At 71.9% G+C, this 14968-nt stretch carries 13 protein-coding genes; 4 read left to right on the top strand and 9 right to left on the bottom strand.

Features of this window, described 5'->3' with window-relative positions:
* Positions 1–204 precede the first annotated feature (204 nt).
* Positions 205–1380, top strand: coding sequence for a trypsin-like serine peptidase (locus tag IE124_RS29085; protein ID WP_189511994.1), 1176 nt, complete (start codon positions 205–207; stop codon positions 1378–1380).
* 100 nt (positions 1381–1480) lie between these two features.
* Positions 1481–2653, top strand: coding sequence for a trypsin-like serine peptidase (locus tag IE124_RS29080; protein WP_189511992.1), 1173 nt, complete (start codon positions 1481–1483; stop codon positions 2651–2653).
* 98 nt (positions 2654–2751) lie between these two features.
* Here IE124_RS29080 and hflX read toward each other — a convergent pair whose 3' ends face one another.
* The 6 genes from hflX to miaA all read right to left on the bottom strand — a co-directional run bounded on the left by hflX (position 2752) and on the right by miaA (position 10911).
* Positions 2752–4245, bottom strand: coding sequence for a GTPase HflX (gene hflX / locus IE124_RS29075; protein WP_189511990.1), 1494 nt, complete (start codon positions 4243–4245; stop codon positions 2752–2754).
* Positions 4246–4386: 141 nt separating this feature from the next.
* Positions 4387–5877, bottom strand: coding sequence for a M1 family metallopeptidase (locus IE124_RS29070; RefSeq protein ID WP_189511988.1), 1491 nt, complete (start codon positions 5875–5877; stop codon positions 4387–4389).
* Positions 5878–6033: 156 nt separating this feature from the next.
* Positions 6034–8250, bottom strand: a complete 2217-nt coding sequence (locus IE124_RS29065) for a RelA/SpoT family protein (protein ID WP_189511986.1) — start codon at positions 8248–8250, stop codon at positions 6034–6036.
* Positions 8251–8390: 140 nt separating this feature from the next.
* Complete coding sequence (gene dapF / locus IE124_RS29060) at positions 8391–9299, bottom strand: diaminopimelate epimerase (protein WP_189511984.1); 909 nt, start codon at positions 9297–9299, stop codon at positions 8391–8393.
* Positions 9300–9387: 88 nt separating this feature from the next.
* Entirely contained in the window at positions 9388–9864 is a 477-nt protein-coding gene (locus tag IE124_RS29055; RefSeq protein ID WP_189512080.1) for a hypothetical protein, read from the bottom strand.
* A gap of 108 nt (positions 9865–9972) precedes the next feature.
* Positions 9973–10911, bottom strand: a complete 939-nt coding sequence (gene miaA / locus IE124_RS29050; RefSeq protein ID WP_189511982.1) for a tRNA (adenosine(37)-N6)-dimethylallyltransferase MiaA — start codon at positions 10909–10911, stop codon at positions 9973–9975.
* A gap of 139 nt (positions 10912–11050) precedes the next feature.
* Between miaA and IE124_RS35110 the strand changes: the two genes are divergently transcribed.
* The gene (locus IE124_RS35110) at positions 11051–11524 is read left to right on the top strand and encodes a hypothetical protein (RefSeq protein WP_229832959.1); all 474 of its coding nucleotides are present in this window, start codon (positions 11051–11053) and stop codon (positions 11522–11524) included.
* Positions 11525–11593: 69 nt separating this feature from the next.
* On the top strand, positions 11594–11851 hold the full coding sequence (locus IE124_RS29040) for an antitoxin (RefSeq protein ID WP_189511980.1): 258 nt from the start codon (positions 11594–11596) through the stop codon (positions 11849–11851).
* Between the two features lie 110 nt (positions 11852–11961).
* On the opposite strand, the gene IE124_RS29035 is transcribed toward IE124_RS29040, so the two are convergent.
* From IE124_RS29035 to IE124_RS29025, 3 genes are all read right to left on the bottom strand, one after another.
* Entirely contained in the window at positions 11962–12660 is a 699-nt protein-coding gene (locus IE124_RS29035) for a class III extradiol dioxygenase subunit B-like domain-containing protein (RefSeq protein ID WP_189511978.1), read from the bottom strand.
* 199 nt (positions 12661–12859) lie between these two features.
* Positions 12860–14389 carry a tRNA (N6-isopentenyl adenosine(37)-C2)-methylthiotransferase MiaB gene (gene miaB / locus IE124_RS29030; RefSeq protein WP_189511976.1) on the bottom strand — a complete coding sequence of 510 codons (1530 nt, stop codon included), beginning with the start codon at positions 14387–14389 and terminating at the stop codon, positions 12860–12862.
* Positions 14390–14564: 175 nt separating this feature from the next.
* Positions 14565–14942 (bottom strand): nuclear transport factor 2 family protein, encoded by a 378-nt coding sequence (locus IE124_RS29025; protein ID WP_189511974.1) that lies wholly within the window; start codon positions 14940–14942, stop codon positions 14565–14567.
* Between the last annotated feature and the right edge of the window lie 26 nt (positions 14943–14968).

The following is a 14968-nucleotide window of genomic DNA, read 5'->3' as shown; positions in this document are numbered from 1 at the left end:
GGGGATCACGGGCCGGTGGCAAGAACTTGGCGTGTCCCGGATCACGGCACGGCAACGGCTTAACGACAGTCGGAACCGGCGGCGGGGCGGGTACCGTCCCCTCCGGCACCGACATAGTTGGGGGCCGTCGGTCGCCGTCCGTGAGGACGCGACCGCCGTTCACCCATTGCACACACAAATATGTAGTCCCAGGGGGATCACGAGATGCGATCGATTCGTCCGCTGCTGATGGCGGCTTCCGCCGTCGCTGCGCTGACGCTCACCGCGACGGCCTGCGGCCCGACGGAGGAGAACGCGGGAGACAAGCCCAGCGCGCCCACGAGCCTGATCCCGGCCGACAAGATCAAGATTCCGGAGGACCTGAAGGAGCGCCTGAAGGAACACGGGATCGACCTGGACAAGTGGCGCGACGGCGAGTGGAAGAACTGGGACCGCGACAAGTGGCTCCGTGAGGCCAAGGACTTCGTCAACCCGATCATCGAGGACCTCTGGGACCCGGACCGCATGCGGGACGCCGAGCGCCCCGACAAGCCGGTCGAGGAGGAGGACATCTCGGGTGACGAGGGTGTCACCGACCCGACTCCGGCCGCGGTCAAGGCGAAGGCCGTCGCCCCGAAGTACCACGGGAACGCCGCCGAGGCCGGAAAGGTCTTCTTCGACGGCCCCGAGGGCTCGATGGTCTGCTCGGCCACCGTGGTGCAGGACCCGGCCCACCCGGGCAAGTCCAACATGGTCTGGACGGCCGGACACTGCGTGCACAAGGGCCAGAAGGGCGGCTGGTACCGCAACATCGCCTTCGTGCCGTCCTACAACGACTCCGCGCTTCCCACCTCCGACCTGGAAAAGGCGACGCGGGAGCAGATCGCGCCCTACGGCGTGTGGTGGGCGGACTGGGTCAAGACCTCCGACCAGTGGATCGCCGAGGGCGCGTCCACGGGCGGCGCCGGGGCCCCGTACGACTTCGCGGTCATCCAGGTGACCCCGGAGAAGGGCGGCTCGGGCAAGTCGCTGGAGGAGACGGTCGGTTCGGCGCTTCCGGTGGACTTCAACGCGCCGGCCGTGCCGAAGATCGCGAGCATGACGGCGACCGGTTACCCGGCCGCGCCGCCGTTCGACGGCCAGAAGATGTTCCAGTGCCAGGACAAGCCGGGTCGGCTGTCCCTGAAGGCGGAGCAGCCGACGATGTACCGGATCGGCTGCACCATGACCGGTGGTTCGTCCGGTGGTGGCTGGGTGGCCCAGGGCAGCGACGGCAAGCCGGCGCTGGTGTCGAACACCTCGATCGGCCCGGCGACGGCCGGCTGGCTCGCGGGTCCGCGACTCGGACCCGAGGCCAAGGCGATCTTCGACGAGGTCAGCAAGAAGTACGCCGGGCAGTAGGCACGGCACGGAGGCGGGGCCCATGGGTCCCGCCTCCTCCCATGTCCGGCCGACAGCTCACGTCCCGGACGCGGAACACCTCATAGGGGGAATGCACGTCATGCGTTCTGTACGACTCATATCCGCCGCTCTCGGCGTGGCCACGGCGCTCGCGCTGACCGCCACGGCCTGCGGCCCCACCGAGACCCCGGCCGCCGACGCGCCGGCCACGGGGGCGAGCAGCTCCGCGCCCGCCGCCGACGGCGCCGGTAGCGGCGATGACCTCGCCAAGGACCTCGCCGACAAGCTCAAGAAGCACGGCGTCGACCTGGACAAGTGGAAGGACGGCGAGTGGAAGAACTGGGACCGGGCGACCTGGCTCCGTGAGGCCGAGGACTTCGTCAACCCGGTGATCGACGGCCTCTGGGACCCGACGCGCATGCAGTCGGCGAAGAGCCCGGACCAGACGATCACCGCGCAGGCCGGCACGAACGGCACCGACCCGACGCCCCGGCCCGTCAACGCGCAGCGCGAGAAGACGCCGTACCACCGCAACGCGGCCCCGGTCGGGAAGATCTTCTTCGACTCGCCCGAGGGACACATGGTCTGCTCCGGCACCATCGTGAAGGACCCGCGCCGACCCGGGAAGTCCAACATGGTCTGGACGGCCGGGCACTGCGTCCACGCCGGCCAGCGCGGCGGCTGGTACCGCAACATCACCTTCGTGCCGGCCTACAACGACCTCGGCAAGTCGCCCTCCGCCCTGCGCAACGCGCAACCGCACGAGATCGCGCCCTACGGCCAGTACTGGGCCGACTGGGCGGTGACCTCGGGTGACTGGATCCAGCGCGGCGGTTCGAACCAGGCCTGGCCGTACGACTACGCCGTGCTGCACGTGCAGCCCGAGCGGGGCGGCAAGTCACTGGAGGAGACCGTCGGCGCCGCGCTGCCGGTCGACTTCTCCGCGCCGACGGCCGCGCAGGCCGGGACGATGGGCGCCTGGGGCTACCCGCAGGCTCCGCCGTACAACGGGCTGATCATGCACAAGTGCCTCGACCGCGCGACGCGGCTCACGACGGCCCCGGCCACGCCGACGATGTACCGGATCGGCTGCACGATGACCGCCGGTTCCTCGGGCGGCGGCTGGTTCCGTGTCCTTCCGAACGGGAAGACGGCCCTCGTGTCGAACACGTCGATCGGCCCGGCCGGCGGCAACGGCTGGCTCGCCGGACCGCAGTTGGGCAAGGGCGCCAAGGCGGCCCACGAGATGGTCAGCAAGAAGTTCGCCCGCTGACCGAGGGACACCGCGCACGACACGGCATCACGACAGAGGGCGCTGCCCCCTCCCCGCCGGGGGAAGGGGCAGCGCCCTCTGTGATCGTCGGCCGTGGGTCAGTGCGCGGCGGGAACGTACGGCGCGAGCATCGCCGCCAGCTCCTCGTGCACCCGGGCCTTCAGCAGGGTGCCCTCCGGGGTGTGTTCCTCGGACTCCACCTCGCCCTCGGCGTGCACCCGCGAGACGAGACCGCCGTGCGTGTACGGCACGAGGGCTTCGAGCTCGACCTCGGGGCGCGGCAGTTCGGCGTCGATGAGCGCGAGCAGCTGCTCGATGCCCTGGCCCGAACGGGCCGAGACGGCGATGGAGTGCTTCTCCATCCGCAGCAGACGCTGGAGAACCAGCGGGTCCGCCGCGTCCGCCTTGTTGACGACGACGATCTCCTTGACGTTCACCGCGCCGACGTCCCGGAAGACCTCGCGCACGGCGGCCAGCTGCTCCTCCGGAGCCGGGTGGGAGCCGTCCACGACGTGCAGGATGAGGTCGGAGTCCCCGACCTCCTCCATGGTGGAGCGGAACGCCTCGACCAGGTGGTGCGGCAGGTGCCGGACGAAGCCGACGGTGTCGGCCAGGGTGTAGACCCGGCCGGTGGGCGTCTCGGCCCGGCGCACGGTCGGGTCGAGGGTGGCGAACAGGGCGTTCTCCACGAGCACGCCCGCCCCGGTGAGGCGGTTGAGCAGGGAGGACTTGCCCGCGTTGGTGTATCCGGCGATGGCGACCGACGGGACCTTGTTGCGCCGGCGCTCCTGCCGCTTGATGTCGCGGCCGGTCTTCATCTCCGCGATCTCCCGGCGCATCTTCGCCATCTTCTCGCGGATGCGGCGCCGGTCGGTCTCGATCTTGGTCTCACCGGGACCACGGGTGGCCATGCCGCCACCGCCGCCGCCACCCATCTGACGGGACAGCGACTGACCCCAGCCTCGCAGCCGCGGCAGCATGTACTGCATCTGCGCGAGCGCGACCTGCGCCTTGCCCTCTCGGGACTTGGCGTGCTGGGCGAAGATGTCGAGGATGAGGGCGGTCCGGTCGACCACCTTCACCTTGACGACGTCTTCGAGGGCGATGAGCTGGCCAGGGCTGAGCTCGCCGTCACAGACGACGGTGTCGGCGCCGGTCTCGACCACGATGTCGCGCAGTTCGCGCGCCTTGCCGGAGCCGATGAAGGTCGCCGGGTCCGGCTTGTCACGGCGCTGGATCACGCCGTCGAGCACAAGGGCGCCCGCCGTCTCGGCGAGGGCCGCGAGCTCCGCCAGGGAGTTCTCCGCGTCCTGCACGGTCCCCGAGGTCCAGACGCCGACCAGCACGACGCGCTCGAGGCGCAGCTGGCGGTACTCGACCTCGGTGACGTCCTCGAGCTCGGTGGAGAGGCCCGCGACGCGACGCAGGGCCGCACGCTCGGAGCGGTCGAACTGGTCGCCGTCCCGCTCTCCGTCGATCTCGTGGCTCCAGGCGACGTCCTCTTCCATCAGGGCATCGGCCCGAAGGCTCTCGGTACGGTTCGTCTCCGCGAAGCGCTGCTCGTCCTGGGAAGGGGAAGAAGAGGAGGTCATTGGGTCCTTACGTCGAAATGACGTCGCCTGACAGCGACGAGGTTGGTTCTGTATCCGTCGCAACGCGTGACGGCACCGGAAGATTCCCGGCCCCGGCCGCGTCGCCGACCTGACGATGGTGGCACGGCCCGCCCGCGCCCGTCACCCGGGTTTCGCCGCCGTCCTGACGGCCTCGACCGGGCGGGAGCGCCAGTCGGGGTGCCCGGGCATGGGCGGCGTCTTCGCCGCGTACAGCCAGTCACGGAAGAAGGCGGTGAGGTCCCGTCCCGCGATCTCGCCGGCCAGTGCCGTGAAGTCGGCGGTGGTGGCCGTGGAGTCCCGGTGGTCGGCGACCCAGCGCCGCTCCAGGCGCCCGAAGGCCTCGGTGCCGATCTCCTGCCGGAGGGCGTAGAGGACGAGGGCGCTGCCGTCGTACACGACGGGCCGGAAGAGGCTGATCTTGTGGCCTGGCGAGGGCGGCTCGGGTGCGGCGGGCGGACCGCCGTCGGCCCGCCACCCGTCGGAGGCCGCGTAGGCCGCCTTCATGCGCCGCTCCATGGACTTGCCGGCCTTCTCCTCCGCGTAGAGGGCCTCGTACCAGCTCGCGTGTCCTTCGTTGAGCCAGAGGTCGGACCAGGTGCGGGGCGAGACGCTGTCGCCGAACCACTGGTGGGCCAGCTCGTGGACCATGATCGAGTCGACATACCACTCCGGGTAGCCCGGCTTCGTGAAGAGGCCGCGCTCGAAGAGGGAGAGCGTCTGCGTCTCCAACTCGAAGCCCGTGTCGGCGTCGGCGACGAGCACGCCGTACGTCTCGAAGGGGTACGGGCCGACCTGCCTCTCCATCCACTCCAGCTGGCCCGGTGTCTTGCGGAGCCAGGGCTCCATCAGCTCCCGGTCGGCGGTCCGCACCACGTCCCGCACGGGCAGGCCACGGGGACCGGTCCGGTGCACGACGGTGGAGCTGCCGATGGAGACCTGGGCGAGTTCCGTGGCCATGGGGTGGCGTGTGCGGTACGTCCAGGTGGTGGTGGCGCCGTGGTCGACGCGGCCGGCGGGCAGGCCGTTGGCGACGGCGGTGAGCGCGCTGGGGGCGGTGATCCGGAAGGTGAAGTACGCCTTGTCGGCGGGGTGGTCGTTGGAGGGAAAGACCCGGTGGGCGGCATCCGCCTGGTTGGCCATGGCCAGGCCGTCGCCGGTGCGCACCCAGCCGCCGGTGTCGGCGGGTCCTGTGGGGTCGCTGGTGTGGGTGACGGTGATCTCGATCTGCTCGCCGGAGTCGATCGGCACGACGGGGGTGACGATCAGGTCCTCGCCGCTGCTGGTGTACGCGGCCGGGATGTCGTCGACGGTGACGGCGGACACGGTCCCGTGGGTGAAGTCGAGGTTGAGCCGCTCCAGGTCCGCGGTGGCGAGGGCGTCGATCCTGGTCACGGCGGCGAGCGGCTTCGTGTTGACCCCCGGATAGGTGAGGTCGAGGTCGTACGCGAGGACGTCGTAGCCGGGGTTGCCGAGGTGCGGGAAGAGCGGGTCGCCGATGCCGAGCGGCGCCGGGGCGGGCAGGGCGGCGGCGACGAGCCCTGTCGAGGCGGCGACGAGGACGGCGGCGCGGAGCCACCGCGCGCGGGGCGGGCGGTTTCGGACGAGCGGCATGGGCCAGGCCTTTCCGGAGGACTGGCCCTACGGCTACCAGGGGATGCCCCGCCGCACGGGGCGGCGCGCTCGCCCGCCACCCGAAGGGATCATGTCGGGTCGTGCCGTGCGGTGGTGGGTCGGTGGACGGGCGGGGCGCGTCCCGGGCGTGCCCCGTCAGGAATCGCGCGGCTCCGCCCTCCCCCGCCGCCGGGCGCGGTTCACGTCGTACACGCCCGGCACGTCCCGCATGGCCCGCATCAGCGCGGGGAGACCGGCCGCGTCGGGGAGGTGGAGGGTGTACGTGTGGCGGACCCGCTGTTCGCTGGGCGGCTCGACGGTCGCGGCGACGACGGCCGCCCCGGCGGTGGCGATCGCCTCGGTGAGGTCGGCGAGGAGGCGGGGCCGGCCGAAGGACTCGGCGACGAGGGTGACCCGGCACTGGGCGGTGTCGCCCCAGCGGACGGTGACGGGCTCGCGGCCGACGCCGCGCATGGTCTCGACGGCCGCGCAGCCCGCCCGGTGGACGGTGACCGAGCCGCCGCGGACACGGAATCCGGTGATCTCGTCGGGAGGTACGGGCGTGCAGCAGCCGGCGGGGCGGACGGCGGCGGGCGGCTCGCCGTCCAGGTCGGCGTGGAGCACGGCGCCGGAGCGCCGGTCGGCCGGCATGGTGACGTGGGGCCGGGGGCCCGCGTCGGCGGGTGCGGCGGCGGCCTCGGGGTGGGCCTGGAGCCAGCCGGTGATCGCGATCCGCGCGGCGGCGGTACGGGCGTGGTCGAGCCACTCGGGAGAGGGCCCGGACACGGTGTCCTGGGCGAGCAGCAGCTGGACGGTGTCCCCGTCGCCGAGGACGGTGCTCAGGGGGGCGAGGCGGCCGTTGACCCGCGCGCCGAGACAGCCGTGGGCGGCCTCGCCGTGCTGGGCGTAGGCGGCGTCGACGCAGCTCGCTCCGGCGGGCAGGCTGATCGTGCCGGGGGAGCTGCCGTCGGCGCTGAAGACGGTGATCTCGTCGTCCTCGGCAAGGTGGGCGCGGAGGGAGCTCCAGAAGGTGTCGGGGTCGGGGGCGGACTGCTGCCAGTCGAGGAGCCGGGAGAGCCAGCCGGGGCGGGTGGGGTCGACGCGCTCGCCGTCCTCGGGCTGCGGCTCGGGGGCCGGGACGGGGTCGGCCGTGGGGGCGGGCCGCCCCGGGGGCGGTGTCGGGCCGGCGTACGGTTCCTGGCCCGCGTACGGGTTGCCGAGGGCGACGACTCCGGCCTCCGCGACCGTGTGCATCCGGTGGGTCCTGATGAGGATCTCGGCCACGGCCCCGTCGGGAGCGGCGATCGCGGTGTGCAGCGACTGGTACAGGTTGAACTTGGGGGTCGCGATGAAGTCCTTGAACTCGGAGATCACCGGTGTGAAGCAGGTGTGGAGCTCGCCGAGGACCGCGTAGCAGTCGGCGTCCTCGGCGACGAGGACGAGGAGCCGACCGAAGTCGCAGCCGCGCAGCTCACCGCGCTTGAGGCGGACGCGGTGGACGGAGACGAAGTGCCGGGGCCTGACGAGGACCTCGGCGCCGATGCCGGCTTCGCGCAGGATTGCGCCGACCTGTTCGGCGACGGCGTCGAGGGCGTCCCCCGCGTGGGAGTTGTCGGCGATGAGCGCGCGGGTGTTCTCGTACTCCTCGGGGTGGAGGATCGCGAAGACGAGGTCCTCCAGCTCGGTCTTGAGGGCCTGGACCCCGAGCCGTTCCGCGAGGGGGATGAGGAAGTCCCGGGTGACCTTGGCGATCCTGGCCTGCTTCTCGGCGCGCATCACTCCGAGGGTCCGCATGTTGTGGAGGCGGTCGGCGAGTTTGATCGACATGACGCGGACGTCGTTGCCGGTGGCGACGAGCATCTTGCGGAAGGTCTCGGGCTCGGCGGCGGCGCCGTAGTCGATCTTCTCGACCTTGGTGACGCCGTCGACGAGGTACGCGACCTCGTCGCCGAACTCCTGGCGCACCTGGTCGAGCGTCACCTCGGTGTCCTCGACGGTGTCGTGGAGGAGGGAGGCGGTCAGGGTGGTGGTCTCCGCGCCGAGTTCGGCGAGGATGAGGGTGACCGCGAGCGGGTGCGTGATGTACGGCTCGCCGCTCTTGCGGAACTGTCCGCGGTGCGAGGACTCGGCGAGGACGTAGGCCCGGCGCAGCACCGCCAGGTCGGCCTCGGGGTGGTGGGCCCGGTGTGCCTCGGCGACATGGCTGATGGCATCGGGCAGCCGGTCACGGGGGGCCGGTCCCGCGGTGGCGCCCAGCAGCGCGGCGCGGCCGAGGCGGCGCAGGTCGATGCGGGCGCGTCCGCGTCTGCGGACGGTCGGGTCGGTGACGGCGGCGTCGGCCGCGCTCACAGGGTTGGTGGCCTCTGCGCTCATGGGGCACCTCCGGCAACGTCGACCGGCGGTGGGCGGGCCAGGCGAGCCCTGGGGGCCGGTGCTTGATGCTACCGACCCCACCACGTGGCGCAGTCACGCTCTCGCTCAGCGTGAATCGGATCACCCATTCGAGCGACAAATCAGTCGTTGACTGTTTCGATTTCCTGGATTCCGGTGGGCGGCGACAGCCATGCCGGCTCGATCGTGCCCTCGGCGACGATGACGGCGGGTCCGGTCATCTCGATCTCGCCGTCGGGGTGCTCGGTGATGACGAGGGTCCCGCCGAGGACGTCGACGGTGTACGTGACGGGGGTGCCGCTCGCGGCGGGGTCGGCGCCGTCACGGCGGGCCGTGGCGACGGCGACGGCGCACGCTCCCGTACCGCAGGAGCGGGTCTCGGCGGCGCCGCGCTCGTGGACCCGCATGGCGACGTGCCGGGGGCCGCGGTCGGCGACGAACTCGATGTTGACCCCGTCCGGGTAGACCGCGGCGGGCTCGTAGGGCGGCTCGGTGAAGAGGTTGCCCGCGTGGCCGAGGTCCTCGACGAAGGCGACCGCGTGCGGATTGCCCATGTTCACGTTCCGCGCGGGCCAGCTACGGCCGTCGACGGTGACGGTGACTCCGGCCTCGGACAGGACCGCGCGGCCCATGGAGACGGTGACGGAGCCGTCCTTGTCGAGGTGGACGCGCTTGATGCCGCCGCGGGTGGCGACGGCGACCTCGCCCGCGGTGACGTGCCCGGCGTGCTGGAGGTAGCGGGCGAAGACCCGGACTCCGTTCCCGCACATCTCGGCGACGGATCCGTCGGCGTTCCGGTAGTCCATGAACCACTCGGCCTCGTCGGCCAGGTGCCGCGACTCGGGGTGGGCGGCGCTGCGCACGACGTGCAGCAGCCCGTCCCCGCCGATGCCGGCCCGCCGGTCGCAGAGCCGCGCGACGGAGGCGGGGCTCAGCTCGATGGCGTTGTCCGCGTCGGGGACGATCACGAAGTCGTTCTCGGTGCCGTGGCCCTTGAGGAAGGGGAGCGGCGAGGTCTGCGTGCTGGTCACGAGATCAACTGTACGGGGCGGGTCCGACAGGCCGCGCGGGCGTCCACGCACGAAGGGTGCGGGAGGTCGACGGGAGTCTCCGGACGGGTCAGCGGAGGCGGGCGACGCGCCAGACGGCCAGGGCGACCAGGACGGTGATCGTCGCCAGGTAGAGGGCGAGGACGCGCCAGTCGGGGCGCTCGCCCGAGCCGCGCTGCGGGAGCCCGGGCCAGGTGTAGCCGACCTTGCGGGCGGCCATCATGCCCCAGCCGGCCGCGCAGGAGCTGATGAGCAGACCGAGCATGGCGAGGACGGCGCCGCCGTCACCCGAGCCGAAGGCGAGCGGGAACGCGAACATCAGGGAGCCGACGGCCGCGAGAGCGACGATCGGGGCGAGCTGCCAGATCCGCAGACGCCGCTGCGGTCTGAGTTCGACCTCGACCTCGTCGGCGTCCACCTCGACGGCGGTGCCTTCCGCGTCGTCAGGACCGTCCGGTGTCAGGCCCGGGGCCCCGACCGCGGCTGTGCCCGTCGGGTCGCCCAGGACCGCGTCCTGCTGTTCTCTGTCGCGAGGGCCGGCCTCCATCGCCACGCGCCCTCCCCACTCGGACTCCACTTGGTCGATCGATGCTCGATGATGGCACGCTCCTGACCGCCGAACTGACGGGCAGGGCGTCCCGATGCCATCACGTGATCAGGCTGTAACCGCTCGTTCGACCAACGACAGCGCCTCCCGCGGGAGTTCCCCGCGGTGATCGGCGGCTCCACTGAGCCAGTGGACGCGCGGGTCACGGCGGAACCAGGAGTCCTGACGGCGCGCGAAGCGCTTGGTGGCGCGCACGGTCTCGGCGCGCGCCTCGTCCTCGGTGCACTCCCCGGCGAGCGCCGCGAGCACCTGCTGGTAGCCGAGGGCGCGGGCGGCGGTACGGCCCTCGCGCAGGCCCCGCGCCTCCAGGGCGCGCACCTCGTCGACGAGGCCGGCCTCCCACATCCGGTCCACGCGCAGGGCGATGCGCTCGTCGAGCTCGGGGCGGGCCACGTCGACGCCGATCTGCACGGTGTCGTAGACGGAGTCGTGCCCGGGCAGGTTGGCGGTGAAGGGCTTGCCCGTGATCTCGATGACCTCGAGCGCGCGGACGATGCGGCGACCGTTGCTGGGCAGGATCGCGCGGGCCGCCTCGGGGTCGGCCTCGGCGAGCCGGGCGTGCAGCACGCCCGAGCCGCGTTCCTCCAGCTCGGCCTCCAGCCTGGCCCGGACGGCGGGGTCGGTGCCGGGGAACTCCAGGGCGTCGACCGCCCCCCGTACGTACAGGCCGGAACCTCCGACGAGGATCGGGGTGCGACCCTCGGCGAGGAGCCGGTCGATCTCGGCGCGGGCCAGACGCTGGTACTCGGCGACGCTGGCGGCCTCGGTCACGTCCCAGATGTCGAGGAGGTGGTGCGGGACGCCGTCCCGTTCCTCCATCGTCAGTTTGGCGGTCCCGATGTCCATCCCCCGGTAGAGCTGCATCGAGTCGGCGTTGACGACCTCTCCGCCGAGCTGTTGAGCCAGAAATACCCCCAGATCGGACTTTCCGGCTGCAGTGGGACCGACGACGGCGATGACCCGCGGGGCGGGAGCTGCACTTCTCACCGCACCAGTCTCGCAAACCTCCCGGCCCGTCCCCGAATGAGCTACGTGACGAGCCCTCTCCGGCTTCGTTGCCTGTTGCGAGGTTCCGGCCGTCGATCACCGCCGAGCCCCTCCCATCCGAGTACGCTATGGAGTGAATATGGGCGTTTTTGCAGTGTTTCGCCGTAAGAAGAAGGATGTGGTCGAGGCCTCGTCGGAGGAGACCGGGGCCGTCGCGACGCCGACCGCCGACGCCGCCGACACGACCGAGACGGACGCCGTGGCCGGAGCCGATGCCGAGGTCGCGGCCGATGTCGATGTCGATGCTTGTGTCGCTGCTGATTCTCGTGCCGATGTTGGTGGCGATGTTGATGCCGGTGTCGGTATCGGTGTCGGTGCTGATGTCTCGGCCGAAGTCGATGACGTCATCGTGATCGCGACCGAGGCCGCGGAGGCTCCGGAAGCCGGGACGGCGGACTCGGTGGACGGTTCGGCCGACGCGGATGCCACGGAAGGCGTCGACAGGGACGAGCGGGCGGCCGGAGCGGTGGTCTCCGAGATCGTGGAGATCCCGAAGCAGCAGTCGGCCGAGGCCGCCGCGGACAACGAGGCAGGCGAAGGCGCCCGCAAGTAGGCCCCCGGGGTCCTGGGGGCAGGACACGGAACACGGATCCCCCGAGGGTCCGCGGAGGGAAGGTGCCCCATGGGTCTCCTGGATTCGCTGAAGGCCAAGCTCGCCCCGGCCAAGGACAAGGTGGCCGACCTCGCGCAGCAGCACGGGGGCAAGATCGACAACGGTCTCGACAAGGCCGCGAAGCTGGTCGACGAGAAGACCAAGGGCAAGTACAGCGACAAGATCCAATCCGGTACGGGCAAGGCCAAGCATGTGGTGGACCGGATCGGTCACAAGGACGACGGCACGCCCGGGAGCGGCGGCGCGACCCCGCCGCCGACCGCCTGACGGCCGGCGTCACCCGCACGACGCAGTCCCCTCCGCACGGCGGACGGCCGCGGAGCATCGCGCTCCGCGGCCGTCCGCCGTTCCTGCGTCCTGTGGGGCCTCGCGGTCCGTCAGGACCAGGCGGCGACGATGTACTCCACGCCGTAGGGGGCGTCCTCGTGGAGGAGACGGCCTTCGAGCCCCGCGTTCTCGGCAGCGCCCGCCAGGACCTGCCAAGGCGCGCGGCCGGCGGCCTTCAGCTCGTACGCGAGCTCCTCGTCCAGCGTGAGCAGTGCGGCCACGTCGGCCGCGCCCAGCGCGCGGGCCGCCCCGGCGTCGAAGCCGGCCGCCCGCTCGTCCAGGTAGCCGGGGGCCTTCACGGTCCGGCACGCGCTGCCGTCACCCATGACGAGGAGGGCGACCCGGTCGGCGGACGCGGCGAGCTCACGGCCGGTCGCGGCACAGGCCTCCGCCGCCTCCCGCTCGTCCACGCCCCGGCCCTCGACGGGCGCGTCGGCGCGGCCGAGCAGCCAGGCGCCTACGGCGAGGCTCACGGGCAGGGGGCGGTCGGCGGCGCGGCCGACGCCGAGGCGTACGGAGAGGTCGACCCCGAAGCCGGCGAAGGAGCCCGTCGAACCGGCCGGGAACGTACCGGTGGCGCCGGCCCCGGCGGGGCCGACGACGTACAGCCGGTCGGGGCGCGAGGCGGCGAGCAGTCCGACGGCGTCGGCGCAGGCGGTGCGCGCGGCGTCCAGTTCGGGGGCGGCGCCGGTCGCGACCTCGGGGACGAGGAGCGGCGGACAGGGGCAGACGGCTGCGGCGACAAGCATGATCCGCACCCTACTGCGCCGCCGCGTCGGCACCCCTCGGCCAGGCGTCGGCGCCGCAGGCCGGAAGGGCTGCGGCGCAGCGGCTCGCTTGCGGCGCAGCGGCTCGCTTGCGGCGCAGCGGCTCGCTTGCGTCACCGGCCCCCTCGGATCAGTGGCTTCCGCGGCTCAGTGGCTTCCGCGGCTCAGTGGCTTCCGCGGATCAGTGGCTTCCGCAGGCCGGGGCGTCGGCGGTCGGGAGGGGTTCCGGGACGCCGATCTTCGGGAGGCCGAGCAGCACGCCCGCCGGCTTCGCGGCGGCCTCCGCGTTGCGCTTCTCCCAGGCGTCGCCCGCGCGGGTACGGCGTACCGACGTCGTCGGGCCCTCGGCGAGCAGGTGGTGCGGGGCGGCGTAGGTGATCTCGACGGTCACGACGTCGCCGGGGCGGACATCCTGCTCCGGCTTGGTGAAGTGGACGAGCCGGTTGTCGGGGGCGCGGCCCGAGAGGCGGTGCGTGGCGCCGTCCTTGCGGCCCTCGCCCTCGGCGACCATGATCTCCAGCGTGCGGCCGACCTGCTTCTTGTTCTCCTCCCAGGAGATCTCCTCCTGGAGCGCGACGAGGCGCATGTAGCGCTCCTGCACGACGTCCTTGGGGATCTGGCCGTCCATCTCGGCGGCCGGGGTGCCGGGGCGCTTGGAGTACTGGAAGGTGAAGGCGTTCGCGAAGCGGGCCTCGCGGACCGCGTGCATCGTCTGCTCGAAGTCCTCCTCGGTCTCGCCGGGGAAGCCCACGATGATGTCGGTGGAGATGGCGGCGTGCGGAATGGCCGCGCGGACCTTCTCGATGATCCCGAGGAAACGCTCCTGCCGGTACGAGCGCCGCATCGCCCGCAGGATCGAGTCCGAGCCGGACTGCATCGGCATGTGCAGCTGCGGCATCACGTTCGGCGTCTCGGCCATCGCCGCGATCACGTCGTCGGTGAAGTCGCGGGGGTGCGGGGAGGTGAAGCGGACCCGCTCCAGGCCCTCGATCTGGCCGCAGGCGCGCAGCAGCTTGGAGAAGGCCTCGCGGTCGCCCAGGTCCGAGCCGTACGCGTTGACGTTCTGGCCGAGCAGGGTGATCTCGGAGACGCCCTCGGCGACCAGCGCCTCGACCTCGGCGAGGATGTCGCCGGGGCGGCGGTCCTCTTCCTTGCCGCGCAGCGCGGGGACGATACAGAAGGTGCAGGTGTTGTTGCAGCCGACGGAGATCGAGACCCAGGCGGCGTAGGCGGACTCACGCCGGGTCGGCAGCGTGGAGGGGAAGGCCTCCAGCGACTCGGCGATCTCGATCTGCGCCTCCTCCTGGATGCGGGCGCGCTCCAGGAGCACCGGCAGCTTGCCGATGTTGTGCGTACCGAAGACCACGTCGACCCAGGGGGCCTTCTTGACGATGGTGTCGCGGTCCTTCTGGGCGAGGCAGCCGCCGACGGCGATCTGCATGCCGGGACGCGTGGTCTTCATCGGGGCGAGCCGGCCGAGGTTGCCGTACAGCTTGTTGTCGGCGTTCTCGCGGACGGCGCAGGTGTTGAAGACGACGACGTCGGCGTCCCCGTCGGAGCCCTTGGGGGCCTTGACGTAACCCGCTTCTTCCAGCAGACCGGAGAGCCGCTCGGAGTCGTGCACGTTCATCTGGCACCCGTAGGTGCGAATCTCGTAGGTCTTGGATTCGTCAACGCTCACTGCGGGACTCCGGTCGCTGCTGCTGGTCATGGCTCAAGGGTAGGTGCTCCCAGGAGATGTCAGGCCCGGGTTCGGCGTCCGGAGCGCGTGCGAGCGCCCGTGTCACTCCTGGCTCAGCCGCACCACGGATCCCGGCCGTCCACCCACGAGGCCCTCGCCACGCGCTGCGGCCTTCAGCCTCTGCCGGGCAGGCGACGGCCGCACCTCACATGGGTTCGACCAGACCGGCCCGCCACTCGGGGCGCGGATCGGCTCCCGGGCTGGTCCAGTACTCCCGGCCGCGCACGATCCGACCCTGCCGGACGGTCCAGAACGAGGCCGCGCGGAACGTACCGAGATCGTCGTGGGGCACCTCCACCTCGGAGACCACCTCGTCGCCCTCCGCCACGACCCGCAGCACCCGGATCGACCAGCCCTCCGGGTATTCGCTGTTCACCGCGACGAAGTTTCTGCTGCCGACGATGCGCTCCCCGCTCACCGGCCACTCGACCACGGCATCCTCGGCAACCAGGTCGGCGACGCCCGACCAGTCCCGCGCCTGGATCCGATCCCACAACGCCTCGACCACACCAGAAGGCTCCATGCCCGCATCCTCGCAGGGGCCACTGA

Source organism: Streptomyces narbonensis (assembly GCF_014649015.1).
In the GTDB taxonomy this organism is placed as follows: Bacteria; Actinomycetota; Actinomycetes; order Streptomycetales; family Streptomycetaceae; genus Streptomyces; species Streptomyces narbonensis.
Note: the sequence above shows the minus strand (reverse complement) of the source record. Positions and strands in the feature narration are given on the sequence as shown.

Bases quoted from the DNA above. Each gene is read 5' to 3' on its own strand.
- IE124_RS29085 (WP_189511994.1), top strand. From the start codon at position 205: ATGCGATCGATTCGTCCGCTGCTGATGGCGGCTTCCGCCGTCGCTGCG.
- IE124_RS29080 (WP_189511992.1), top strand. From the start codon at position 1,481: ATGCGTTCTGTACGACTCATATCCGCCGCTCTCGGCGTGGCCACGGCG.
- hflX (WP_189511990.1), bottom strand. From the start codon at position 4,245: ATGACCTCCTCTTCTTCCCCTTCCCAGGACGAGCAGCGCTTCGCGGAG.
- IE124_RS29070 (WP_189511988.1), bottom strand. From the start codon at position 5,877: ATGCCGCTCGTCCGAAACCGCCCGCCCCGCGCGCGGTGGCTCCGCGCC.
- IE124_RS29065 (WP_189511986.1), bottom strand. From the start codon at position 8,250: ATGAGCGCAGAGGCCACCAACCCTGTGAGCGCGGCCGACGCCGCCGTC.
- IE124_RS29055 (WP_189512080.1), bottom strand. From the start codon at position 9,864: ATGGAGGCCGGCCCTCGCGACAGAGAACAGCAGGACGCGGTCCTGGGC.
- IE124_RS35110 (WP_229832959.1), top strand. From the start codon at position 11,051: ATGGGCGTTTTTGCAGTGTTTCGCCGTAAGAAGAAGGATGTGGTCGAG.
- IE124_RS29040 (WP_189511980.1), top strand. From the start codon at position 11,594: ATGGGTCTCCTGGATTCGCTGAAGGCCAAGCTCGCCCCGGCCAAGGAC.
- IE124_RS29035 (WP_189511978.1), bottom strand. From the start codon at position 12,660: ATGCTTGTCGCCGCAGCCGTCTGCCCCTGTCCGCCGCTCCTCGTCCCC.
- miaB (WP_189511976.1), bottom strand. From the start codon at position 14,389: ATGACCAGCAGCAGCGACCGGAGTCCCGCAGTGAGCGTTGACGAATCC.
- IE124_RS29025 (WP_189511974.1), bottom strand. From the start codon at position 14,942: ATGGAGCCTTCTGGTGTGGTCGAGGCGTTGTGGGATCGGATCCAGGCG.